A 23,087-nucleotide genomic window follows, 5' to 3' on the forward strand; every position below is an offset into this window, starting at 1 on the left:
TCAATCAGACCTTTTCGACCTGACTGAACTCTAGCTCTACCGGAGTAGAGCGACCGAAAATGAGCACTGCCACTTGGATCCGGCTCTTTTCGTAGTTAACTTCTTCAACCGTGCCATTGAAATCAGCGAATGGACCGTCGGTGACACGTACAACCTCACCTGGCTCAAACAATGTCTTCGGCTTCGGCTTGTCGCTGCCATCAGCGACGCGACGCAGAATCGCTTCTGCCTCTTTATCCGTGATCGGCGCAGGCTTGTCGGCGGTACCGCCGATGAAGCCCATCACCCGAGGGGTATCCTTGACCAAGTGCCAAGTCCCTTCGTTCATATCCATCTGTACCAGCACATAGCCCGGAAAGAACTTGCGTTCACTTTTGCGCTTCTGGCCATTACGCATCTCAACCACTTCTTCAGTGGGGACCAGAATCTCGCCAAAGCCATCTTCCATGCCAGCCAGCTTTACGCGCTCTACCAGCGAGCGCATGACATGCTTCTCGTAACCCGAGTAAGCATGCACAACGTACCAACGCTTAGCCACGGGACACCCTTAGCCAACAATCAAGGAAACAAGCCAGCCGAGCAGGGAATCGAGCCCCCACAACAGCAACGCCATTACCAGAACAACAGCCACAACGATCAACGTGGTCTGCGTGGTTTCTTGGCGAGTCGGCCATACGACTTTACGAATCTCGGTGCGAGCTTCCTTAGCGAGTACAAAGAAAGACTTGCCCTTGGCCGTCTGCAGACCTACAAAGGCAGCAACAGCAGCAATGGCGAGCAATGCAAGTACACGGTACAGGATCGGCGAAGCAGAATAATACTGATTGCCAACAACGCCAATAACTACCAAAGCGACTACCACTAGCCACTTGAGCAGATCGAAGCGAGAGCCTTGAGCTTCAGCTTTAGGAGTCATCTATGAAGATCCTGTGAAAAGAAAGCCAGACACACTGAGTGAATCTGGCAGGTCAGGAGGGAATCGAACCCCCAACCTACGGTTTTGGAGACCGTCGCTCTGCCAATTGAGCTACTGACCTAAAACAAAATCAGGCCGACCATTATGCCGGCCCGAAAAAGACATTACAACTATTTACTCGATGACTTTGGCTACGACGCCGGCGCCGACGGTACGACCGCCTTCACGGATAGCGAAACGCAGGCCGTCTTCCATCGCGATGGTCTTGATCAGGGTAACAGTCATCTGAATGTTGTCACCTGGCATTACCATTTCAACGCCTTCTGGCAGCTCGCAGTTACCAGTCACATCAGTTGTACGGAAGTAGAACTGTGGACGGTAGCCTTTGAAGAACGGAGTATGACGGCCGCCTTCTTCCTTGCTCAGAACGTAAACTTCCGCGGTGAACTTGGTGTGCGGCTTGACAGTGCCTGGCTTGACCAGAACCTGGCCACGCTCAACGTCGTCACGCTTGGTGCCGCGCAGCAGTACGCCGCAGTTCTCGCCAGCACGACCTTCGTCGAGCAGCTTGCGGAACATTTCAACGCCGGTGCAGGTAGTTTTCTGAGTGTCGCGCAGACCGACGATCTCAACTTCTTCCTGGATACGGACGATGCCACGCTCAACACGACCAGTCACAACAGTACCGCGACCGGAGATCGAGAATACGTCTTCGATTGGCATCAGGAACGGCTTGTCGATAGCACGCTCTGGCTCTGGGATGTAGCTGTCCAGAGTTTCCACCAGCTTCTTGACGGCAGTGGTGCCCATTTCGTTGTCGTCTTGGCCGTTCAGAGCCATCAGAGCCGAACCGATGATGATTGGAGTGTCATCACCTGGGAAGTCGTAAGTGCTCAGCAGGTCGCGCACTTCCATCTCAACCAGTTCCAGCAGCTCAGCGTCGTCAACCATGTCAGCCTTGTTCAGGAAGACAACGATGTACGGAACGCCTACCTGACGGGACAGCAGGATGTGCTCACGGGTTTGTGGCATCGGACCATCAGCGGCCGAGCAAACCAGGATCGCACCGTCCATCTGGGCAGCACCGGTGATCATGTTTTTTACGTAGTCGGCGTGACCTGGGCAGTCAACGTGTGCGTAGTGACGCACGGCCGAATCGTATTCAACGTGAGCGGTGTTGATGGTGATACCGCGAGCTTTCTCTTCCGGGGCGCTGTCGATCTTGTCGAAGTCAACCTTGGCCGAACCGAAAACTTCGGAGCAGACACGGGTCAGAGCAGCGGTCAGCGTGGTTTTACCGTGGTCAACGTGACCAATGGTACCAACGTTGACGTGCGGCTTATTACGTTCGAACTTTTCCTTAGCCATCGAAATCACCCCTAGGAGAAGAATTTAGCGAGTCACACAAGCCATTAAAACAAAGGCAGATATTTGCATATCTGCCTTGTAATATGGAGCTCTTGAGCGGATTTGAACCGCTGACCTCACCCTTACCAAGGGTGTGCTCTACCAACTGAGCTACAAGAGCAAAACACTTTGCACAATCTGCAAACTTGGAGCGGGTAGCGGGAATCGAACCCGCATCATCAGCTTGGAAGGCTGAGGTTCTACCACTAAACTATACCCGCGGAGCTTGCAGCTCACGCTAAAAATGGTGGAGGGGGAAGGATTCGAACCTTCGAAGTCGTAGACGTCAGATTTACAGTCTGATCCCTTTGGCCGCTCGGGAACCCCTCCTAAGCGAGCCGGCATTCTATATCATGCCAGCCTTCTGTCAAGCATTTTCTCATTAAAAACCTGAGGTTAGCTGCGTTGACGTCGCTTCGTATCGCTTACCTTTAAAGGTCTTCGCTGCGAAGCGGGCGCCATTCTATGCAAACTACCCTGCGGGTGCAACCCCTTCGCATGGCATTATTTTATGTTTTAACTCATTGAATTCTTTAGAAAGGTTTTGGAGCAGCGTTTCATTCACCTTTCCCGCGCCTTCCTGGGAAACCTGAACCCAGAACCCCCCTCCCTCAGGTAGATTTTGCGCGCTCGACACTACAGAGCGACCTACGACACCCAAAGCCGCCAGGCGCTGCTCAAGTTGCCTGGCCTGCTCCGGACGAGTAAAACCACCCAGATAGACACAAGTTTTTGGCACCTCTGCAGGCTTAGCCGAATCGCGCCTGACAAGGGCATCCGCCGTTTCGCTCAAAAGATGAATATCCTGTTGCGACCCGCGATATAGACTCAGCGGCGTGACATCCTTGGCACGCAGCGGGGCCTCCTGCTGATGCCAGATGTAGTAGAAGACATTCAAAACCAGCAACAACAGAAACAGCCACCGCATAGAAACCTCAAGACAAAGGACAGGCCATCGCCAGACCAACGAAAACCAGGTCAGGTACCACCCTGGCATCTGGAACGACCCCGGAAACCAGATTGGCATCCCCCCCAGTAAGAAACACCACGAAATCCTTTCCCCAATATTGCTCCGCCAATTCAAGCTGAGTCAGGACAAATCCCCTGAGCATCAGCATGCAACCGCGCTCGACCGCCTCGACAGTCGCACGACCTGGAGCGAGGCTCTCATGAGCTCGCTCGGCCGCTATATCGTCATAACGAATTTTCCGCGTGTGGGTACGCAATTGATTACGCATCAGAGGCATGCCAGGACAAATGAACCCTCCCAGATGCCCACCATCCGCGGCCACGAAATCGGCTGTGACAGCAGTACCAAAATCCAGTACCAGGCACGCCCCCGAAGCGAGATGAAAACCACCCAGCAGGGCCAACCATCGATCGAGGCCTAGCCGCTCGTAGTCCTCGTAGCCATTTCTCACACCCGCCATTTCCCGGGCGGGCACAGCACGAACGACCGACACTCCGAACACATCGACCAGCGAAGCGACCAATGAATCCGTCTCCGCCTGGGTCCTCACGCTAACAAGACGACACTTCTTGAGCTGGAACTTCTTCGCATCATTCAGGCTCGCGAGCAAATCGTCGTCGGAGCCGACCACACCACCTTCGACCGGTGTTACTCCGTCAGGGCGCAGAACGCGCCATTTGATAAAGCTGTTGCCGCAGTCGAGCTCAAGAATCATCACGCAACCTCAAACTGAGCTCACCACCGCTAAAATTTTTTTCCACACCATCCACCTTCAAACGCAGCGCACCCTGGTGATCAATGCCTAGCACAATGCCGTCAATTTTATTAACACCGGCAATCAGAGACACAGCCCGCCCCTGCCAAAGATGGTACTGCTCCCATTCCGGCTGGATCGCAGCAAACCCCGATACGCGATGAAGTTCCAGATATTGCTGCAGCTTCGCACCCAATCGGGCCACCAGCTCGTTTCGATCAAAATCCCTGCCCGCTTCAAGGCACATGGATGTCCATTGCTGGTCGACCTCATCAGTCGATTGCATATTCACATTGATCCCTACGCCCAGGACAACATGGCAAACGTCTGCAGGATCTCCAACCAACTCAAGCAAAATGCCGGCGATCTTTTTCTCACCCACCAAGACATCATTAGGCCATTTCAACCCCGCCGCCGCGATCCCCATATCGCGCAAGACATGCATGACCGCAAGCCCGACAACCAAGCTCAGACCTTCGATTTGTCGCATGCCACCGCTAATGCGTAACACCAGGCTGTGGTAGAGATTTTCGGCAAATGGGCTGACCCACTTACGGCCACGACGACCACGACCCGCTATCTGTCGCTCAGCCAAAACCATGAATGGCGCCACGCCTCCGCGCTCGATGAAACGCAGCGCCTCGGCGTTAGTGGAATCGATAGAGTCAAATATATGGACAGGCCACTCATGAAGGCCTTTTGCGCAGATCTCTGCTGCATCCAAAAGCAACAGGGGCTTAGCCAACTGATAGCCCCTACCTCGAACTTTATGAACAGACAATCCTAAATCCGCCTCCAAGTGCTGCAACTGCTTCCATACAGCACTACGACTGATGCCCAGCGCAGCACCCAGCGCTTGCCCCGAATGAAAGCGGCCATCCTTCAGAAGTTTTAGCAACGTGAGCATGCGGACTGCGCCCTGATAATGAGGCCCGCATGATAGCCATGCGCAAGACAGTTGCATAGAAACACAAAATGACTTTCCTGCGGGCAAAACAAAACCCCTACCTGCATCAGCAGATAGGGGTTTCGGAATTTAATCTTGACGATGACCTACTCTCACATGGGGAAACCCCACACTACCATCGGCGATGCATCGTTTCACTTCTGAGTTCGGGATGGGATCAGGTGGTTCCAATGCTCTATGGTCGTCAAGAAATTCGGTAGCCAGCGCGTGCCTTGCGGTCACGTTCCAGCAAATGGGTATGCGATAGTTTGTGCGTTGCGGTTGAGCGTCTCGAACTTTCGGTTCGTTTCGTCTTCACACACCGCAATCTGGTCTCGTTCGCCTTGGGGCTTGGAGCATTCAAATTGCTTGGGTGTTATATGGTCAAGCCTCACGGGCAATTAGTACAGGTTAGCTCAACGCCTCACAGCGCTTACACACCCTGCCTATCAACGTCGTAGTCTTCGACGGCCCTTCAGGGGACTCAAGGTCCCAGTGAGATCTCATCTTGAGGCAAGTTTCCCGCTTAGATGCTTTCAGCGGTTATCTTTTCCGAACATAGCTACCCGGCAATGCCACTGGCGTGACAACCGGAACACCAGAGGTTCGTCCACTCCGGTCCTCTCGTACTAGGAGCAGCCCCTCTCAAATCTCAAACGTCCACGGCAGATAGGGACCGAACTGTCTCACGACGTTCTAAACCCAGCTCGCGTACCACTTTAAATGGCGAACAGCCATACCCTTGGGACCGGCTTCAGCCCCAGGATGTGATGAGCCGACATCGAGGTGCCAAACACCGCCGTCGATATGAACTCTTGGGCGGTATCAGCCTGTTATCCCCGGAGTACCTTTTATCCGTTGAGCGATGGCCCTTCCATACAGAACCACCGGATCACTAAGACCTACTTTCGTACCTGCTCGACGTGTCTGTCTCGCAGTCAAGCGCGCTTTTGCCTTTATACTCTACGACCGATTTCCGACCGGTCTGAGCGCACCTTCGTACTCCTCCGTTACTCTTTAGGAGGAGACCGCCCCAGTCAAACTACCCACCATACACTGTCCTCGATCCGGATAACGGACCTGAGTTAGAACCTCAAAGTTGCCAGGGTGGTATTTCAAGGATGGCTCCACGCGAACTGGCGTCCACGCTTCAAAGCCTCCCACCTATCCTACACAAGCAAATTCAAAGTCCAGTGCAAAGCTATAGTAAAGGTTCACGGGGTCTTTCCGTCTAGCCGCGGATACACTGCATCTTCACAGCGATTTCAATTTCACTGAGTCTCGGGTGGAGACAGCGCCGCCATCGTTACGCCATTCGTGCAGGTCGGAACTTACCCGACAAGGAATTTCGCTACCTTAGGACCGTTATAGTTACGGCCGCCGTTTACCGGGGCTTCGATCAAGAGCTTCGCGTTAGCTAACCCCATCAATTAACCTTCCGGCACCGGGCAGGCGTCACACCCTATACGTCCACTTTCGTGTTTGCAGAGTGCTGTGTTTTTAATAAACAGTCGCAGCGGCCTGGTATCTTCGACCGGCGTGGGCTTACGCAGCAAGTGCTTCACCCTCACCGGCGCACCTTCTCCCGAAGTTACGGTGCCATTTTGCCTAGTTCCTTCACCCGAGTTCTCTCAAGCGCCTTGGTATTCTCTACCCAACCACCTGTGTCGGTTTGGGGTACGGTTCCTGGTTACCTGAAGCTTAGAAGCTTTTCTTGGAAGCATGGCATCAACCACTTCGTCACCCAAAGGGTAACTCGTCATCAGCTCTCGGCCTTAGAATCCCGGATTTACCTAAGATTCCAGCCTACCACCTTAAACTTGGACAACCAACGCCAAGCTGGCCTAGCCTTCTCCGTCCCTCCATCGCAATAACCAGAAGTACAGGAATATTAACCTGTTTTCCATCGACTACGCTTTTCAGCCTCGCCTTAGGGACCGACTAACCCTGCGTCGATTAACGTTGCGCAGGAAACCTTGGTCTTTCGGCGTGGGTGTTTTTCACACCCATTGTCGTTACTCATGTCAGCATTCGCACTTCTGATACCTCCAGCAAGCTTCTCAACTCACCTTCACAGGCTTACAGAACGCTCCTCTACCGCATCACTTGCGTGATACCCGTAGCTTCGGTGTATGGTTTGAGCCCCGTTACATCTTCCGCGCAGGCCGACTCGACTAGTGAGCTATTACGCTTTCTTTAAAGGGTGGCTGCTTCTAAGCCAACCTCCTAGCTGTCTAAGCCTTCCCACATCGTTTCCCACTTAACCATAACTTTGGGACCTTAGCTGACGGTCTGGGTTGTTTCCCTTTTCACGACGGACGTTAGCACCCGCCGTGTGTCTCCCATGCTCGGCACTTGTAGGTATTCGGAGTTTGCATCGGTTTGGTAAGTCGGGATGACCCCCTAGCCGAAACAGTGCTCTACCCCCTACAGTGATACATGAGGCGCTACCTAAATAGCTTTCGAGGAGAACCAGCTATCTCCGAGCTTGATTAGCCTTTCACTCCGATCCACAGGTCATCCGCTAACTTTTCAACGGTAGTCGGTTCGGTCCTCCAGTCAGTGTTACCTAACCTTCAACCTGCCCATGGATAGATCGCCCGGTTTCGGGTCTATTCCCAGCGACTAGACGCCCTATTAAGACTCGCTTTCGCTACGCCTCCCCTATTCGGTTAAGCTCGCCACTGAAAATAAGTCGCTGACCCATTATACAAAAGGTACGCAGTCACCCAACAAAGTGGGCTCCCACTGCTTGTACGCATACGGTTTCAGGATCTATTTCACTCCCCTCTCCGGGGTTCTTTTCGCCTTTCCCTCACGGTACTAGTTCACTATCGGTCAGTCAGTAGTATTTAGCCTTGGAGGATGGTCCCCCCATATTCAGACAAAGTTTCTCGTGCTCCGTCCTACTCGATTTCACTTCCAAGATCCTTTCGCGTACAGGGCTATCACCCACTATGGCCGCACTTTCCAGAGCGTTCCGCTAAAATCAAAGAAGCTTAAGGGCTAGTCCCCGTTCGCTCGCCACTACTAAGGGAATCTCGGTTGATTTCTTTTCCTCAGGGTACTTAGATGTTTCAGTTCCCCTGGTTCGCCTCTTGCACCTATGTATTCAGTACAAGATAACCATCTTATGATGGCTGGGTTCCCCCATTCAGACATCTCCGGATCACAGTCTGTTTGCCGACTCCCCGAAGCTTTTCGCAGGCTACCACGTCTTTCATCGCCTCTGACTGCCAAGGCATCCACCGTATGCGCTTCTTCACTTGACCATATAACCCCAAGCAATCTGGTTATACTGTGAAGACGACATTCGCCGAAAATTCGATCTTGCTCAAAGAGCAACTCACAAATTTTACCTTAGCCTGATCCGTTACCAGTGAAAGTAACGTTCAGTCTATCTTTCTATCACATACCCAAATTTTTAAAGAACGATCTAATCAAAAGACTAGAAATCAACATTCACCATCACCTTGATGGAATGCTCATTTCTAAGCTTTCAGAAGCAGTTTATGGTGGAGCCAAGCGGGATCGAACCGCTGACCTCCTGCGTGCAAGGCAGGCGCTCTCCCAGCTGAGCTATGGCCCCATAACAAAATTGGTGGGTCTGGGCAGATTCGAACTGCCGACCTCACCCTTATCAGGGGTGCGCTCTAACCAACTGAGCTACAGACCCAATTTCGAGCTTGTAACTGTTAGCTGTGAGCTATCAGCTTGGAGCTTAAAGCTGCTTCTATCGTCTTCTTCAATGAATCAAGCAATTCGTGTGGGAGCTCATGAAGCAGCTGCGGTCGTCGATTAAGGAGGTGATCCAGCCGCAGGTTCCCCTACGGCTACCTTGTTACGACTTCACCCCAGTCATGAATCACACCGTGGTAACCGTCCCCCCGAAGGTTAGACTAGCTACTTCTGGTGCAACCCACTCCCATGGTGTGACGGGCGGTGTGTACAAGGCCCGGGAACGTATTCACCGCGACATTCTGATTCGCGATTACTAGCGATTCCGACTTCACGCAGTCGAGTTGCAGACTGCGATCCGGACTACGATCGGTTTTGTGGGATTAGCTCCACCTCGCGGCTTGGCAACCCTCTGTACCGACCATTGTAGCACGTGTGTAGCCCAGGCCGTAAGGGCCATGATGACTTGACGTCATCCCCACCTTCCTCCGGTTTGTCACCGGCAGTCTCCTTAGAGTGCCCACCATAACGTGCTGGTAACTAAGGACAAGGGTTGCGCTCGTTACGGGACTTAACCCAACATCTCACGACACGAGCTGACGACAGCCATGCAGCACCTGTCTCAATGTTCCCGAAGGCACCAATCCATCTCTGGAAAGTTCATTGGATGTCAAGGCCTGGTAAGGTTCTTCGCGTTGCTTCGAATTAAACCACATGCTCCACCGCTTGTGCGGGCCCCCGTCAATTCATTTGAGTTTTAACCTTGCGGCCGTACTCCCCAGGCGGTCAACTTAATGCGTTAGCTGCGCCACTAAGAGCTCAAGGCTCCCAACGGCTAGTTGACATCGTTTACGGCGTGGACTACCAGGGTATCTAATCCTGTTTGCTCCCCACGCTTTCGCACCTCAGTGTCAGTATCAGTCCAGGTGGTCGCCTTCGCCACTGGTGTTCCTTCCTATATCTACGCATTTCACCGCTACACAGGAAATTCCACCACCCTCTACCATACTCTAGCTCGACAGTTTTGAATGCAGTTCCCAGGTTGAGCCCGGGGATTTCACATCCAACTTAACGAACCACCTACGCGCGCTTTACGCCCAGTAATTCCGATTAACGCTTGCACCCTCTGTATTACCGCGGCTGCTGGCACAGAGTTAGCCGGTGCTTATTCTGTCGGTAACGTCAAAACACTAACGTATTAGGTTAATGCCCTTCCTCCCAACTTAAAGTGCTTTACAATCCGAAGACCTTCTTCACACACGCGGCATGGCTGGATCAGGCTTTCGCCCATTGTCCAATATTCCCCACTGCTGCCTCCCGTAGGAGTCTGGACCGTGTCTCAGTTCCAGTGTGACTGATCATCCTCTCAGACCAGTTACGGATCGTCGCCTTGGTGAGCCATTACCTCACCAACTAGCTAATCCGACCTAGGCTCATCTGATAGCGCAAGGCCCGAAGGTCCCCTGCTTTCTCCCGTAGGACGTATGCGGTATTAGCGTCCGTTTCCGAGCGTTATCCCCCACTACCAGGCAGATTCCTAGGCATTACTCACCCGTCCGCCGCTCTCAAGAGAAGCAAGCTTCTCTCTACCGCTCGACTTGCATGTGTTAGGCCTGCCGCCAGCGTTCAATCTGAGCCATGATCAAACTCTTCAGTTCAAACATCTTTGGGTTTTGAGAAAACCCTAAACTTGGCTCAGCAATCGTTGGTTACATCTTTGATTTCTCGCGGAGTAACTTGTGATGCTGATAATCTGTTGACTAGCAGTCTGACTCCACAAGCACCCACACGAATTGCTTGATTCAGTTGTTAAAGAGCGGTTGGCTGAGTCTTTCGTCTCAACCGAGGCGCGCATTCTACAGCGCCCCGTGTATCTGTCAAGCGGTTATTTTCAGAAATTTTCAAAGTTTCGCTTCGGAAACCTCAACAACTTCAACCACTTGCGCTTCCGATCTCTCGTTAGCGGGAGGCGAATTCTACAGCGTTACTCGCTGCTGTCAACACCTCTTTTTCACCGCTTTCGACCGAGAAGATCGAACCGCCGATAGAGCCAAACAACACCGCTCTACCCGCTCCTTCCGGACTTCGATGAACTGAAGCCCCGCACCTTCGAAACCTACTTAACCCATTGAATCTCAAGGAGTTTTCCGTTTCGACTGCGCCGGAAGTGGGGCGAATTATAGACTTCCAGAATCTGCCGTCAACCCTTAATTACGCTTTATTCAGATTTCAGCGTAATACGAGCGAAAGCCTTCTTGCCGGCCTGGCATACATGAGTAGAGCCCAGCTCATATATATAGGTGCGATCCACAACCTCACCATCTATACGCACACCCCCCGAACCCAGGAGATCTCGCGCCACCGCCGCATTCTTGACCAGGCCAGCCTTATTAAGGACCGCTGCAATTGGCATATTCTCGACAGCAGTCAACTCGATCTCTGGCAGATCATCCGGCAGCTCGCCATCCTTCATACGATTACCCGCCGCACGATGGGCATTGGCCGCAGCCTCCTCACCATGGAAACGCGCAACGATCTCTTCAGCCAGCTTGATCTTGATGTCCCGCGGATTGGCCCCGGCCTCTACATCAGCACGGAACGCATTGATCTCATCCATGGACCGGAAGCTCAACAGCTCGAAGTAACGCCACATCAGCACATCAGGAATGGAGACCAGCTTGCTGTACATGACGCCTGGCGCTTCCTGGATGCCCACGTAGTTGCCCAACGACTTGGACATCTTCTTCACGCCATCCAGACCTTCCAGCAATGGCATGGTCAAGATGCACTGCGCCTCCTGACCATAACCACGCTGCAACTCACGCCCCATCAACAGGTTGAACTTCTGGTCGGTACCGCCCAGCTCAACGTCCGCGCGCAACGCGACCGAGTCATAACCCTGCACCAGCGGGTAGAGGAACTCATGGATGGCGATCGGCTGATTGGTTGTATAGCGCTTATCGAAATCATCGCGCTCGAGCATGCGAGCCACGGTGTATTGGGACGTCAGGCGAATGAAATCCGCCGGCCCCATCTGATCCATCCAGGTGGAGTTGAATGCCACTTCGGTCTTGGCCGGATCAAGAATCTTGAAAACCTGAGTTTTATAGGTCTCGGCGTTATCGAGAACCTGCTCGCGGGTCAGCGGCGGACGAGTAGCACTCTTGCCACTCGGATCACCGATCATCCCGGTGAAGTCACCTATAAGGAAGATGACTTGGTGCCCCAGTTCCTGGAACTGGCGCAGCTTATTAATAAGCACGGTATGACCCAGGTGCAGATCGGGCGCCGTCGGATCGAAGCCAGCCTTGATGCGCAGCGGCTGCCCGCGCTTGAGCTTTTCGATCAGCTCGGACTCGACCAACAGTTCTTCCGCACCACGTTTGATCAGCGCTAGCTGCTCTTCAACCGACTTCATAACAGACCCGTAAGGCTCAGATTCAAAGGGCCCCAACCATACAAGATCGCGCACCAAATACAAGGTTTGCCCGGCGCACGGACGCCGATCCACAGAACAGAGCGTTCGCGGGCTTGCTTCGCAGGGGTTTTGGTTATATTTTATACAGTTATTTCATCTTCATCATGTCATTCATCTTTTCCAATTCATCTTTTCAAAAGTCAAAATTACTTATGACCACAGAACCGTCTAAAGCGCCGCCGCTTTACCCAAAGACCCACCTGCTTGCCGCCAGCGGCATCGCAGCCCTCCTAAGCCTGGCACTCCTGGTGTTTCCCTCCAGCGATGTTGAAGCCAAAAAGACGACTCTGAGTCTTGAACTGGAAAGTCCTGCTGAACAACTGACACAAGAACAAGACGCCGCCGAAGCCGTTCAAGCCACAAACGAACCGGCTGCCTCTCCTTTTGCGCAGATTGAAAACAGCCCGGAAGACACTGCCCAGGCCGCCGTTCAGGTAGAAGCACCTGTTGCCCAGGAAAAGAAAGGCCCGGAACACCGCGAAGTGATCGTTGCCAAGGGCGACACGCTTTCCACCCTCTTCGAAAAGGTTGGCCTGCCCTCCACATCGGTTCACGAAATCCTGGCCAGCGACAAGCAAGCCAAGCAATTCACTCAACTGCAACGCGGTCAGAAACTCGAATTCGAACTCAATCCAGACGGGCAACTGAACAATCTGCACACTAAGCTGAGCGACCTGGAAAGCATCACCCTGACCAAAAACGACAAGGGTTATGTATTCAACCGTGTCACCGCCAAGCCCACCGTTCGCTCGGCCTACGTCCATGGCGTCATCAACAGCTCATTGTCCCAGTCAGCTGCACGCGCCGGCCTTTCCCATAGCTTGACCATGGACATGGCCAGCGTCTTCGGCTACGACATCGACTTCGCCCAGGACATTCGCCAGGGTGACGAATTCGACGTCATCTATGAGCAGAAAGTGGTCAATGGCAAGAGCGTCGGCAACGGCCCGATTCTTTCCGCGCGCTTCACCAACCGCGGCAAGACATACACCGCGGTGCGCTACACCAACAAGCAAGGCAACAGCAGCTACTACACCGCCGACGGCAACAGCATGCGCAAGGCCTTCATTCGTACACCGGTTGACTTCGCCCGCATCAGCTCGAAGTTCTCCGCCGGCCGCAAGCATCCGATCCTGAACAAGATCCGCGCCCATAAAGGTGTCGACTACGCTGCCCCCCGCGGTACGCCCATCAAGGCGGCCGGCGACGGCAAGGTATTGCTGGCCGGACGTCGCGGCGGTTATGGCAATACCGTGATCATCCAGCACGGCAACACCTATCGCACCCTGTACGGCCACATGCAGGGCTTCGCCAAAGGCGTGAAGACTGGCGGCACCGTCAAGCAAGGCCAGGTGATCGGATACATCGGTACCACCGGGCTGTCCACCGGACCGCACTTGCACTATGAGTTCCAGGTCAACGGCGTCCATGTCGATCCGCTTGGCCAGAAGTTACCGATGGCCGATCCGATCGCCAAGGGCGAACGCGCGCGCTTCCTGGCGCAAAGCCAACCCTTGATGGCTCGCATGGATCAAGAGAAAGCCACTATGCTGGCCTCGAGCAAGCGCTAAGCCATGGCGCTCTATATCGGTGTGATGTCCGGGACCAGCCTGGATGGCTTGGATATCGCACTGATCGAACTGGCCCCGGCGATCAAATTGATTGCCACGCACTACATCCCCATGCCCGCCACCCTGCGCGCCGAATTACTCGAACTGTGCAGCAGCGGGCCCGATGAAATCGCCCGCTCCGCCATTGCCCAGCAAAGTTGGGTAAAGCTGGCCGCCCAGGGTATCCATACCCTACTCGACGAACAGAAACTCAAGCCTGAAGACATCACGGCGATTGGCAGCCACGGTCAGACCATCCGCCATGAACCAGCCCGTGGGTTTACCGTGCAAATCGGCAATCCGGCCCTGTTGAGCGAATTGACCGGCATCGCCGTCGTCAGCGATTTCCGCAGCCGTGATGTCGCCGCTGGCGGACAAGGCGCCCCACTGGTACCGGCGTTTCACGAAGCACTGTTCGAGGAACGAGCTGGTAATCGTGCCGTGTTGAATATCGGCGGCTTCAGCAATCTCAGCCTGATAGAGCCCGCAAAACCTGTAGCCGGTTTCGACTGTGGCCCAGGTAACGTATTGCTCGATGCCTGGATACATCAACAACGAGGCGACCATTTCGACCGTGACGGCCAATGGGCTGCCAGCGGGAAAGTCGAGCCAGCCCTGCTCAAGGCCCTGCTCAGCGATCCTTTCTTCGTCACCAAGGGGCCGAAAAGTACCGGCCGTGAGGTATTCAACCTGCCTTGGCTGAGCCAGCATTTGTCGCAGTTGCCAACCTTCGCCCCGGAAGACGTACAGGCGACCTTGCTCGAACTGACCGCCCTGACCATCGTCGAATCACTGCAGCATGCCCAAACGAATACCCAGGAGTTGCTGATTTGCGGCGGCGGCGCGCACAACCAGGCGCTCATGAAGCGCCTGGCCGAGGCGCTGCCGGATACCAAGGTCAGCAGTACGGCCGTGTATGGCGTGGACCCGGACTGGGTCGAAGCCATGGCTTTCGCCTGGCTCGCCCATTGCTGCCTTGAAGGTATTCCGGGCAACCGTCCAAGTGTCACTGGCGCCCGTGGCTTGCGCGTACTCGGCGCCATCTACCCGGCCTGAGATCAAGATTACGGACAAAAAAACGCCGCAGGGCCGTAAAGCACTGCGGCGTTTTTATTGGAGCTGTCTCAGATCGAGAACGAAGAACCGCACCCACAGGTCGTGGTGGCGTTAGGGTTCTTGATCACGAAACGCGACCCTTCCAGACCTTCCTGATAATCCACCTCGGCACCTGCCAGGTACTGGAAGCTCATCGGATCGACCACCAGGCTGACCCCTTCGCGCTCGACGATGGTGTCGTCTTCGGCCACTTCCTCATCGAAAGTGAAGCCGTACTGGAAACCGGAACAACCGCCACCCGTAACAAATACGCGCAGCTTCAAACGATCATTGCCCTCTTCATCGACCAGGCTCTTCACCTTGTGCGCGGCACCGTGGGTGAATTGCAAAGCCGTGGGGGTGAAGGTTTCGACGCTCATGCTGAATATCTCCCGGCGCTTACGCCGCCATAATGCGTGATGGCGGGCATTATCCGCTTCTCCTACAAAATCGGTCAACTATTTGCGGGACTGCGGCAAACTGCTTTTACGGCAACATCCCCGCATGGGACAGCCCCAGGCGCTCCTCCAGCCCGAACAGAATGTTCAGGTTCTGCACCGCCTGGCCGGACGCGCCCTTGACCAGGTTATCGATGACCGACAATACCACCACCAGGTCACCGTCCTGCGGGCGATGCACGGCGATCCGGCAAACGTTCGCACCGCGCACGCTACGGGTCTCCGGATGGCTGCCGGCTGGCATTACGTCGACGAACGGTTCGTCGGCGTAACGCTTCTCAAACAATGCCTGCAGGTCCACCGAACGATCGACGACGGTCGCATAAAGGGTGGAATGGATGCCACGAATCATCGGCGTCAGGTGCGGCACGAAGGTCAGGCCGACGTCCTTGCCCGCTGCCCGGCGCAACCCCTGGCGAATCTCCGGCAGGTGGCGATGCCCCTTGACCGCGTACGCCTTCATGCTTTCCGACGTTTCGGAATACAGCGAGCCGACACTGGCGCCACGCCCGGCACCGCTGACACCGGACTTGCAGTCGGCAATCAGACGCGAAGTATCGGCAAGACCGGCCTCAAGCAACGGCAAGAAGCCCAACTGTGTAGCGGTTGGATAGCAACCCGGTACGGCGATCAGTCGAGCCTGCTTGATTTTCTCGCGATTGACTTCCGGCAAGCCGTAGACCGCCTCTTCGAGCAACTCCGGTGCACCGTGGGGCTGGCCGTACCATTTGGCCCACTCATCGGCGTCCTGCAGACGGAAGTCCGCCGACAGGTCGATCACCTTGGTTCCAGCGGCCAGCAGTTCACCGGCCAGGGCGTGGGCGACACCGTGGGGCGTGGCGAAGAACACCACATCGCAGGCGCCGAGGGTCTTGACGTCCGGAACGCTGAACGCCAGGCCGTCGTAATGGCCTCGCAGGTTCGGATACATGTCGGCGACGGCCAGGCCGGCCTCGGATCGGGAGGTGATGACCACCACCTCAGCCTGCGGATGCTGTGCCAGAAGACGCAGCAGTTCGACACCGGTGTAACCCGTGCCGCCGACGATACCGACCTTGACCATAAACCTGCCCTCAACGAACCCACTGGAAAGCCGTCGATGATAGGGGCCGCAGGGCGTGGCGACAACCGTCAAGGTGACGTGTGGCCGCTCTAACCTCTACTATCGAGCTACCGTGAATCGAGGAATAACTAAAAATGCTCTATCTGTGGCTCAAAGCACTTCACATTGTCAGCATGGTCTGCTGGTTCGCCGGCCTGTTCTACCTGCCTCGCCTGTTTGTCTATCACGCCCAAAGCGAAGACAGTGTCAGCAAAGAACGCTTCAGCGTCATGGAGCGCAAGCTGTACCGCGGCATCATGGGCCCGGCGATGATTGCCACCTTGGTATTCGGCATCTGGTTGCTCAGTCTCAATGCCGGCGCCTACTTCACCCAGGGAGGCTGGATGCACGCCAAGTTGACCCTGGTCGTGCTGCTGATCGGTTACCACCATATGTGCGGCGCCCAGGTAAAGCGCTTCGCCCGTGGCGAAAACACCCGCAGCCATGTCTTTTATCGCTGGTTCAATGAAGTGCCGGTTCTGATATTGCTGGCTATCGTAATTCTGGTCGTCGTTCGACCGTTCTAACCTCCAATCAGCCTCCATTATCCGGGGTACTTCCAATGTCGTTGCCCGCTCTGCTTGAACAACGCTTGCGACTGCCCGTCGTGGCGGCGCCAATGTTCCTGATTTCCAATCCACAACTGGTACTGGCCTGCTGCCGCAATGGCATTGTCGGCAGCTTTCCGGCGTTGAACCAGCGCGAAAGCAGCGGCTTCAAGGCCTGGCTGGAAGAAATCGAAGCAGGCTTGGCAACCCTGGAAAACCCGGCGCCCTACGCGGTAAACCTGATTGTTCATCACAGCAATCCGCGACTTCAGGCCGACCTGGCCATCTGCATCGAACACAAGGTGCCGATTGTCATCACCAGCTTGGGTGCGGTGAAAGAGTTGGTGGACGCGGTTCACGGTTACGGCGGCCTGGTGTTCCATGACGTGACGACCCGACGGCATGCCGAGAAAGCCGCCGAAGCCGGTGTCGATGGCTTGATCGCCGTTGCTGCTGGCGCAGGTGGGCACGCCGGGACCTGGAGCCCGTTTTCACTGATTGCCGAGATCCGGCAGTTTTTCGATAAGACCCTGCTGCTGGCAGGATGCCTGAACCACGGCCATCAGATCTTGGCCGCACAATTGCTCGGCGCGGATCTGGCCTACTTCGGTACGCGCTTTATCGGTACGAGCGAAAGCCACGCACCTGACGCTTATAAAGAGATGTTGCTCACATCCAGAGCCGCAGACATCGTGCATACTCCCGCTGTATCCGGGGTACCGGCCAGTTTCATGCGCCAGAGCCTGGAGAACGCCGGTTTCGATCTGGCCGCCCTGCAGAACAAAGGCCAGGTGGATTTCGGCTCGAAACTCAAACCGCTGAACGATGAAGCCAAGGCCTGGAAAACCGTATGGTCCGCTGGCCAGGGCGTGGGTGAAATCGATGATTTGCCCAGCGTCGATCAGTTGGTGGCACGCCTGGATGAAGAATACCGTCAGGCACAAGCCCGGGCGGCGCAGCTTGGTGGGCAATGGCCCCGCTGAATCAGCCTGAACAAAACAACTCATCAACTTTAAGAGACAAGGATGCCGGGCATGAGCGAAACCCGTTTCAACATCGTATTTGACGGCGGCCTGATGCCGGGCGTCGATACCACCACCGCCAAGCTCAACCTCGCCGAGCTGTTCAAAAGCGATGTCAGCGCCATTGAACGACTGTTCACCGGTCGAAAGGTAGCTCTCAAAAGCAACCTGTCCCAGAGCGAGGCGCAGCAGTATCTGGAAGCGCTCAACAAGAGCGGAATCGATGCCAGGATCGAAGCCGAACCCGTCGTCCAACTGAACCTTGACGAGGTACAGGAGGCATCACGGCAACCGAGCGGACGCCATCCCGATTCGATCGTCGAGCCCGCCTCGCCATACGCGCCTCCCCGCGCCGAAGTCGGTGAAGCGCTTGCCGAGTACGGCACACTCAAACCCTTCAGTTTCGACGGGCGTATCGGCCGTCTACGCTACCTGGCCTGGACCATGGTATTGACCCTGGCCCTACTGCCCTTGGTCGGCATAGGCTTCTGGCTGTCCACGGCCTGGCTGCTAGCTTCCGACTCGGTCGCGGGACTCATCGTCGGCGGCCTGCTCGCCGCAGTCGTCGTGCTAGCCTTTGCCTTCGTGAGCATCCAGTTCAACGTCCAGCGCCTGCATGATCTCGGTTGGTCGGGGTGGTTGTGGCTGATCAACCTGGTTCCGTTCGTGGGCAGCATCTTCCCCTTCATCCTAATCATCGCTCCGGGCAATACCGGCGCAAACCAGTACGGCCCGCCGCCGCCGCGCAACACCACAGCGGTCAAATTGCTGGCCTCGCTCTGGCTGGTGATGATCGTCCTGATTTTCATGGCCACCTTTGCCGGCATCTTCGGGGCCCTTCAGGAGGACTACGACAGCAGCAGCCTGAGCAGCTATGAAAGCAGCGAGTCCAGCAACGAAACCTCTGAAGAGCCCGCCGTCGAGGCAGCCGAGCCCGCTGCGCCTTCTGTAGACTATGAAGAAGAAGAGGAACAATAAGCGCGCTTCATGCCGGTGACAGCCCAGTCAACTGGCGGCGGGCTATTGCGATGGAGAACTGCATGACCCGTTACGCACTGATCACTGGCGCTTCCAGCGGTATCGGCCTGGCCATGGCCGAAGCGCTGGCCCGGCGCGGCCGCAACCTGATACTGGTGGCTCGACAGCGTGATCGGCTGGAAAGTATTGCAATCGAACTGACTCAGCGGTTCGGCGTGGAAGTATTGTTCCGGGCCTGTGACCTGGGCGAACCGCTGAGGCTTTCAGGCTTTCTGCTGGAACTGGAGGAAAGCGAGCGGCAGATCGATCTGCTGGTCAATTGTGCTGGCATCGGCACCAGTGGGCCGTTCCTGGGCCAGGACTGGATGACCGAGCAGGACCTGATCGAAGTCAACATCCTCGCCCTGACACGGCTTTGTCACGCCATCGGTAATAGCATGGCGCTGCTCGGCGGCGGCCAGATCCTCAACGTTGCCTCGATCGCCGCATTCCAACCCGGCCCCTGGATGAGTACTTATTACGCCAGCAAGGCCTATGTACTGCATTTTTCCGAAGCCCTGCGAGTTGAACTGAAGAAATGCGCGATCAAGGTCTCGGTGCTTTGCCCTGGGCCGACCCGGACCGGCTTTTTCGCCAAGGCGCAGATGGACGAACAGAAACTCATCGACAGCAAGTTGCTGATGAGCCCGGAGGAAGTTGCCCTGTACGCCGTACGCGCACTGGACAAGAACCGCGCCATCATCATTCCTGGACGCCGCAATCGCTGGCTGGCCGTACTGCCGCGACTGGGATCGCGATGGCTGGTCCGGACCATCGCCGGCATGATCAACAAGGCTTACTGCCCACGCTGATTCCTTCATGTTGAACAACCAGGCGCCCCAACGGAGCCTTCACGACACCCGAGCTCGACGAACCCAACGGAGAAAACAGCTGTGGATACTCTGTTTACCAAGATCATCAACCGGGAAATCCCGGCAAAGATCATCTACGAGGATGACCAGGTATTGGCCTTCCACGACATCGCCCCGCAGGCACCCGTGCATTTTTTGGTCATTCCGAAAAAACCGATCCGTACGCTCAATGACCTCACCGAAGAAGACAAGGGCCTGGCCGGGCACATTCTGTTCACTGCCCAGCGCCTGGCACTGGAGTTGGGCTGTGAAGAAGGTTTTCGCGTGGTGATGAATTGCAATGAACTGGGAGGGCAGACGGTCTATCACATTCATATGCATGTGCTGGGTCAGCGCCAGATGCACTGGCCGCCGGGCTGATACCCCTGACCCAACGCAAATCTTCGGCGGCCGATTGGGTTAAACTGGCCGCTGTGATTTTTCCCGGAGGTAAGCATGACTACCCAACGTCACTACTCGCCGATTGACCGTCTGTTGCTGCAAGCCGATACCGCGATGCGCACCCTGCTGCCCTTCAGTGGCCAGCCGTACCGCCCATCACCGGCTATCGTGCAACCGGACGCGCAACTGAGTGACGAGCAAACCCGCCATGTCGCCGGATTGATGCGTATCAACCACACCGGCGAAGTCTGTGCCCAGGCGCTTTATCAGGGCCAGGCGCTGACAGCGAAGCTGCCCCAGGTGCGTGAGGCAATGGAACACGCCGCCGAGGAAGAAATCGACCATCTGGTCTGGTGTGAACAACGCATTCGCCAACTGGGCAGCCACACCAGCGTCCTGAACCCGCTGTTCTACGGGATGTCATTCGGAATCGGCGCCGTCGCTGGCCTGATCAGCGATAAAGTCAGCCTCGGCTTCGTTGCCGCGACCGAGCATCAAGTGTGCAAGCACTTGAACGAACACCTGGAGCAACTGCCGGCCGAGGATGAAAAGTCCCGGGCGATCCTCGAGCAGATGCGCGTGGATGAAGAACACCATGCAGAAAGTGCACTTGACGCCGGCGGCTTCCGTTTTCCGGCCCCGGTGAAGTTCGGCATGAGCCTGCTGGCCAAGGTCATGACTAAGAGCACTTATCGGATTTGACGGAGATGGGGGACTGAAAACCCATCCCCACTGCAACGCCAATGAAAAAGGCGACTTCCAGCGGGAGTCGCCTTTTTCTTTAGTTCAGGATTTCAACGCGGCGAGTTGCGGGCTTCGCCATTGAGATCGACTCAACCCAATTCGATGATTTCATAATCGTGGGTGATTTCGACGCCGGCGGCGCCGAGCATGATCGAAGCCGAGCAGTATTTCTCGGCGGACAGCTCAATGGCCCGCTTGACCTGGGCTTCCTTCAAGGCTCGCCCCTTCACCACGAAGTGCATGTGGATCTTGGTGAATACCTTTGGATCTTCGGTAGCACGTTCCGCTTCCAGAAACGCTTCGCAGCTTTCGACGGCCTGGCGGGACTTTTTAAGAATGCTGACCACGTCGAAATTGCTGCAACCGCCGACGCCCAACAGGAGCATTTCCATCGGCCGAACACCCAGGTTCCGACCACCGGCCTCTGGCGGGCCGTCCATGACGACCACATGACCACTGCCTGACTCACCGAGGAACATGGCTTCGCCAGCCCATTGGATGCGTGCCTTCATCGCCAAGACTCCACTGTTAAAAAAGGGTCGCCAGCTTAGCACAGCGCTTCGCCATGACCGCTCTTCGTCTTAGGAGCCCCGTCCTGTCGGCCTGTAGGTAAATTCTCAAATCTATTGAGGACGCCTCTGTTAAGCTGGCGCCAACTCGCTGGCGTATGGCCATCTTTAGGGATAGCTATTCGCCTTCATAAAAAACCAAACCACTACACCGCGCAGTCTTTCGGGATACAACCATGGTTGCCATTACTCCCACGTTCAAGATCAAGAATCTCGACAAGCTCTTGATGCATTGCCAGCGCCGCCGCTACCCAGCCAAACACAACATCATTTGTGCAGGAGATCGGTCCGAGACGCTGTTTTTCATCATCAAGGGCTCGGTCACTATCCTGATAGAAGATGATGACGGTCGGGAAATGATCATCGCCTACCTCAATTCCGGAGATTTTTTCGGTGAGCTGGGCTTGTTCGAACAGGCGGGCAAGGAACAAGAACGCAGCGCCTGGGTGCGGACCAAGATTGAATGTGAAGTTGCGGAAATCAGCTACGCCAAATTCCGAGAACTGTCCCTGCAAGACCCGGACATTCTTTACGTCCTCAGCGGACAAATCGCACAGCGCCTGCGCAACACCACCCGCAAGGTCGGCGATCTCGCATTTTTCGACGTCACCGGACGTGTCGCACGTTGTCTGTTGGAGCTGTGCAAGCAGCCCGATGCCATGACGCACCCGGACGGCATGCAGATCAAGGTGACCCGCCAGGAGATTGGCCGGATTGTCGGTTGCTCGCGTGAAATGGTCGGTCGCGTACTCAAGGACCTGGAAGAGCGCAACCTGGTCAACGTCAAAGGCAAGACCATGGTGGTGTTCGGAACGCGTTAAGCACCCAGCAGTTGGGTCTGTAATTCCCGGTACAGCGCCTCGAGTCGCTCCAGCGCGTGAGGCGCCGGGAATTTTTCACGCAAGGCAATGTGGCTCTCGGCACGCACTCGCTGCTCCAGGTCACAGGCCTCATTGAAGCGATTGACTGCCGCGACCATGGACTCGCGCTCGTTCTCCAGCAAAAGCGCGCCATGCACCAGACCCACCGGACGTTGCCCCCCCTTGCTCTGGCGCCAGCGCTGAGCGGTGCCGACCATTTTCCGGCCGTCGAGGTTGACGTTGAAGCGCCCGTCGCAAAAAGCCCCGTCCACTTCTCCCAGCGAAGCCACCCCGCCCAATTCATCCAACAATTGGCAGATGGGGTCGCACAACCGGCGATATCCGGTTTCGATGCGGCCGTGGTCGCCTTCGCTGCGCGGTGGCGCGTAGACCAAGGCGATATTGACGGTAGCGGCCGATTGCGGCACCGGCTCGCCACCGGTTTCACGTAGCAGGACTGGCCAGCCTTGGGCGGCCGATACTTCACTGGCGTGTTCGAACCCCGGCAGCCGACTCAAGCGACGCGGCATGACCAGCGCGCGGTCATTGGGCTGCCAGAACAGCAGGCCGAACTCGGCGTCGCCCGCGCAGATGCTGGCCAACAGGTCCTGTTCGGCTTGCAGGCCAGCTTCGACGCTGAGGGAAATCACAGGCGACATG

Annotated in this window: 20 protein-coding genes, 6 tRNA genes and 3 rRNA genes; 9 read left to right on the forward strand and 20 right to left on the reverse strand. The window is 55.8% G+C overall.

Features of this window, described 5'->3' with window-relative positions:
• Positions 1–4: 4 nt before the first annotated feature.
• From nusG to tyrS, 16 genes are all read right to left on the reverse strand, one after another.
• Positions 5–538 carry a transcription termination/antitermination protein NusG gene (gene nusG, locus AB7M32_RS01600; RefSeq protein WP_003186097.1) on the reverse strand — a complete coding sequence of 178 codons (534 nt, stop codon included), beginning with the start codon at positions 536–538 and terminating at the stop codon, positions 5–7.
• Between the two features lie 9 nt (positions 539–547).
• Complete coding sequence (gene secE, locus AB7M32_RS01605) at positions 548–916, reverse strand: preprotein translocase subunit SecE (protein WP_003206102.1); 369 nt, start codon at positions 914–916, stop codon at positions 548–550.
• Positions 917–961: 45 nt separating this feature from the next.
• Positions 962–1,037 (reverse strand) — tRNA-Trp (locus AB7M32_RS01610).
• 53 nt (positions 1,038–1,090) lie between these two features.
• A complete protein-coding gene (gene tuf, locus AB7M32_RS01615; RefSeq protein ID WP_003186103.1) occupies positions 1,091–2,284 on the reverse strand; it encodes an elongation factor Tu in 1,194 nt (397 codons plus the stop codon).
• An 84-nt stretch (positions 2,285–2,368) separates the two neighbouring features.
• A tRNA-Thr gene (locus AB7M32_RS01620) sits at positions 2,369–2,444 on the reverse strand.
• A 26-nt stretch (positions 2,445–2,470) separates the two neighbouring features.
• Positions 2,471–2,544, reverse strand: a tRNA-Gly gene (locus AB7M32_RS01625).
• 24 nt (positions 2,545–2,568) lie between these two features.
• Positions 2,569–2,653: transfer RNA gene (locus tag AB7M32_RS01630), tRNA-Tyr, on the reverse strand.
• A gap of 142 nt (positions 2,654–2,795) precedes the next feature.
• Positions 2,796–3,251 (reverse strand): hypothetical protein, encoded by a 456-nt coding sequence (locus AB7M32_RS01635; protein ID WP_454248898.1) that lies wholly within the window; start codon positions 3,249–3,251, stop codon positions 2,796–2,798.
• A 7-nt stretch (positions 3,252–3,258) separates the two neighbouring features.
• Positions 3,259–4,008, reverse strand: a complete 750-nt coding sequence (locus AB7M32_RS01640; protein WP_454248899.1) for a pantothenate kinase — start codon at positions 4,006–4,008, stop codon at positions 3,259–3,261.
• Positions 3,998–4,954, reverse strand: a complete 957-nt coding sequence (gene birA, locus AB7M32_RS01645) for a bifunctional biotin--[acetyl-CoA-carboxylase] ligase/biotin operon repressor BirA (protein ID WP_454248900.1) — start codon at positions 4,952–4,954, stop codon at positions 3,998–4,000. Before birA ends, AB7M32_RS01640 begins: the two co-directional genes overlap by 11 nt.
• 133 nt (positions 4,955–5,087) lie before the next feature.
• A 5S ribosomal RNA gene (rrf, locus tag AB7M32_RS01650) occupies positions 5,088–5,203 on the reverse strand.
• A gap of 170 nt (positions 5,204–5,373) precedes the next feature.
• Positions 5,374–8,265: ribosomal RNA gene (locus AB7M32_RS01655) — 23S ribosomal RNA — on the reverse strand.
• A 241-nt stretch (positions 8,266–8,506) separates the two neighbouring features.
• A tRNA-Ala gene (locus AB7M32_RS01660) sits at positions 8,507–8,582 on the reverse strand.
• Between the two features lie 10 nt (positions 8,583–8,592).
• A tRNA-Ile gene (locus AB7M32_RS01665) sits at positions 8,593–8,669 on the reverse strand.
• Positions 8,670–8,792: 123 nt separating this feature from the next.
• Positions 8,793–10,329: ribosomal RNA gene (locus AB7M32_RS01670) — 16S ribosomal RNA — on the reverse strand.
• Together the 16S, 23S and 5S rRNA genes with 2 tRNA genes alongside form the textbook arrangement of a ribosomal RNA operon.
• A gap of 560 nt (positions 10,330–10,889) precedes the next feature.
• Positions 10,890–12,089, reverse strand: coding sequence for a tyrosine--tRNA ligase (tyrS, locus tag AB7M32_RS01675; RefSeq protein ID WP_454248901.1), 1,200 nt, complete (start codon positions 12,087–12,089; stop codon positions 10,890–10,892).
• A 212-nt stretch (positions 12,090–12,301) separates the two neighbouring features.
• Between tyrS and AB7M32_RS01680 the strand changes: the two genes are divergently transcribed.
• Together AB7M32_RS01680 and AB7M32_RS01685 are read left to right on the forward strand one after the other, a co-directional pair.
• Positions 12,302–13,720, forward strand: a complete 1,419-nt coding sequence (locus tag AB7M32_RS01680) for a peptidoglycan DD-metalloendopeptidase family protein (protein WP_454248902.1) — start codon at positions 12,302–12,304, stop codon at positions 13,718–13,720.
• Positions 13,721–13,723: 3 nt separating this feature from the next.
• Positions 13,724–14,815, forward strand: coding sequence for an anhydro-N-acetylmuramic acid kinase (locus AB7M32_RS01685; RefSeq protein WP_454248903.1), 1,092 nt, complete (start codon positions 13,724–13,726; stop codon positions 14,813–14,815).
• A 68-nt stretch (positions 14,816–14,883) separates the two neighbouring features.
• On the opposite strand, the gene erpA is transcribed toward AB7M32_RS01685, so the two are convergent.
• Together erpA and argC are read right to left on the reverse strand one after the other, a co-directional pair.
• The gene (gene erpA / locus AB7M32_RS01690) at positions 14,884–15,234 is read right to left on the reverse strand and encodes an iron-sulfur cluster insertion protein ErpA (protein WP_003177727.1); all 351 of its coding nucleotides are present in this window, start codon (positions 15,232–15,234) and stop codon (positions 14,884–14,886) included.
• Positions 15,235–15,340: 106 nt separating this feature from the next.
• The gene (gene argC, locus AB7M32_RS01695; RefSeq protein ID WP_454248904.1) at positions 15,341–16,375 is read right to left on the reverse strand and encodes an N-acetyl-gamma-glutamyl-phosphate reductase; all 1,035 of its coding nucleotides are present in this window, start codon (positions 16,373–16,375) and stop codon (positions 15,341–15,343) included.
• A gap of 134 nt (positions 16,376–16,509) precedes the next feature.
• Here argC and hemJ point away from each other — a divergent pair, with 134 nt between their 5' ends.
• From hemJ to coq7, 6 genes are all read left to right on the forward strand, one after another.
• Complete coding sequence (gene hemJ, locus AB7M32_RS01700) at positions 16,510–16,941, forward strand: protoporphyrinogen oxidase HemJ (RefSeq protein WP_003206117.1); 432 nt, start codon at positions 16,510–16,512, stop codon at positions 16,939–16,941.
• 35 nt (positions 16,942–16,976) lie between these two features.
• Complete coding sequence (locus tag AB7M32_RS01705; RefSeq protein ID WP_092443193.1) at positions 16,977–17,945, forward strand: NAD(P)H-dependent flavin oxidoreductase; 969 nt, start codon at positions 16,977–16,979, stop codon at positions 17,943–17,945.
• Between the two features lie 51 nt (positions 17,946–17,996).
• On the forward strand, positions 17,997–18,962 hold the full coding sequence (locus AB7M32_RS01710; RefSeq protein ID WP_454248905.1) for a DUF805 domain-containing protein: 966 nt from the start codon (positions 17,997–17,999) through the stop codon (positions 18,960–18,962).
• A 62-nt stretch (positions 18,963–19,024) separates the two neighbouring features.
• Entirely contained in the window at positions 19,025–19,813 is a 789-nt protein-coding gene (locus tag AB7M32_RS01715; RefSeq protein WP_072405749.1) for an SDR family NAD(P)-dependent oxidoreductase, read from the forward strand.
• Between the two features lie 81 nt (positions 19,814–19,894).
• Positions 19,895–20,233: a histidine triad nucleotide-binding protein gene (locus AB7M32_RS01720; protein ID WP_072405750.1), complete on the forward strand. Its 339-nt coding sequence runs from the start codon at positions 19,895–19,897 to the stop codon at positions 20,231–20,233.
• Positions 20,234–20,308: 75 nt separating this feature from the next.
• Positions 20,309–20,956, forward strand: a complete 648-nt coding sequence (coq7, locus tag AB7M32_RS01725) for a 2-polyprenyl-3-methyl-6-methoxy-1,4-benzoquinone monooxygenase (RefSeq protein ID WP_060740380.1) — start codon at positions 20,309–20,311, stop codon at positions 20,954–20,956.
• A gap of 131 nt (positions 20,957–21,087) precedes the next feature.
• On the opposite strand, the gene AB7M32_RS01730 is transcribed toward coq7, so the two are convergent.
• Entirely contained in the window at positions 21,088–21,510 is a 423-nt protein-coding gene (locus tag AB7M32_RS01730; RefSeq protein ID WP_003206127.1) for an OsmC family protein, read from the reverse strand.
• Between the two features lie 233 nt (positions 21,511–21,743).
• Between AB7M32_RS01730 and crp the strand changes: the two genes are divergently transcribed.
• Positions 21,744–22,388 (forward strand): cAMP-activated global transcriptional regulator CRP, encoded by a 645-nt coding sequence (gene crp / locus AB7M32_RS01735; RefSeq protein WP_003206128.1) that lies wholly within the window; start codon positions 21,744–21,746, stop codon positions 22,386–22,388.
• Here crp and AB7M32_RS01740 read toward each other — a convergent pair.
• A complete protein-coding gene (locus AB7M32_RS01740) occupies positions 22,385–23,086 on the reverse strand; it encodes a lipoate--protein ligase family protein (protein ID WP_454248906.1) in 702 nt (233 codons plus the stop codon). The genes crp and AB7M32_RS01740 overlap by 4 nt on opposite strands.
• Position 23,087 lies beyond the last annotated feature (1 nt).

It is taken from the genome of Pseudomonas sp. R151218B TE3479 (assembly GCF_053629195.1).

Excerpts from the sequence above, each read along its gene's own strand:
- tyrS (WP_454248901.1), bottom strand. The coding sequence starts at position 12,089 with ATGAAGTCGGTTGAAGAGCAGCTAGCGCTGATCAAACGTGGTGCGGAA.
- crp (WP_003206128.1), top strand. The coding sequence starts at position 21,744 with ATGGTTGCCATTACTCCCACGTTCAAGATCAAGAATCTCGACAAGCTC.
- secE (WP_003206102.1), bottom strand. The coding sequence starts at position 916 with ATGACTCCTAAAGCTGAAGCTCAAGGCTCTCGCTTCGATCTGCTCAAG.
- AB7M32_RS01685 (WP_454248903.1), top strand. The coding sequence starts at position 13,724 with ATGGCGCTCTATATCGGTGTGATGTCCGGGACCAGCCTGGATGGCTTG.
- AB7M32_RS01715 (WP_072405749.1), top strand. The coding sequence starts at position 19,025 with ATGACCCGTTACGCACTGATCACTGGCGCTTCCAGCGGTATCGGCCTG.
- erpA (WP_003177727.1), bottom strand. The coding sequence starts at position 15,234 with ATGAGCGTCGAAACCTTCACCCCCACGGCTTTGCAATTCACCCACGGT.
- AB7M32_RS01730 (WP_003206127.1), bottom strand. The coding sequence starts at position 21,510 with ATGAAGGCACGCATCCAATGGGCTGGCGAAGCCATGTTCCTCGGTGAG.
- hemJ (WP_003206117.1), top strand. The coding sequence starts at position 16,510 with ATGCTCTATCTGTGGCTCAAAGCACTTCACATTGTCAGCATGGTCTGC.
- AB7M32_RS01740 (WP_454248906.1), bottom strand. The coding sequence starts at position 23,086 with ATGTCGCCTGTGATTTCCCTCAGCGTCGAAGCTGGCCTGCAAGCCGAA.
- AB7M32_RS01680 (WP_454248902.1), top strand. The coding sequence starts at position 12,302 with ATGACCACAGAACCGTCTAAAGCGCCGCCGCTTTACCCAAAGACCCAC.
- AB7M32_RS01635 (WP_454248898.1), bottom strand. The coding sequence starts at position 3,251 with ATGCGGTGGCTGTTTCTGTTGTTGCTGGTTTTGAATGTCTTCTACTAC.
- birA (WP_454248900.1), bottom strand. The coding sequence starts at position 4,954 with ATGCTCACGTTGCTAAAACTTCTGAAGGATGGCCGCTTTCATTCGGGG.
- AB7M32_RS01710 (WP_454248905.1), top strand. The coding sequence starts at position 17,997 with ATGAGCGAAACCCGTTTCAACATCGTATTTGACGGCGGCCTGATGCCG.
- coq7 (WP_060740380.1), top strand. The coding sequence starts at position 20,309 with ATGACTACCCAACGTCACTACTCGCCGATTGACCGTCTGTTGCTGCAA.
- argC (WP_454248904.1), bottom strand. The coding sequence starts at position 16,375 with ATGGTCAAGGTCGGTATCGTCGGCGGCACGGGTTACACCGGTGTCGAA.
- AB7M32_RS01705 (WP_092443193.1), top strand. The coding sequence starts at position 16,977 with ATGTCGTTGCCCGCTCTGCTTGAACAACGCTTGCGACTGCCCGTCGTG.
- tuf (WP_003186103.1), bottom strand. The coding sequence starts at position 2,284 with ATGGCTAAGGAAAAGTTCGAACGTAATAAGCCGCACGTCAACGTTGGT.
- AB7M32_RS01640 (WP_454248899.1), bottom strand. The coding sequence starts at position 4,008 with ATGATTCTTGAGCTCGACTGCGGCAACAGCTTTATCAAATGGCGCGTT.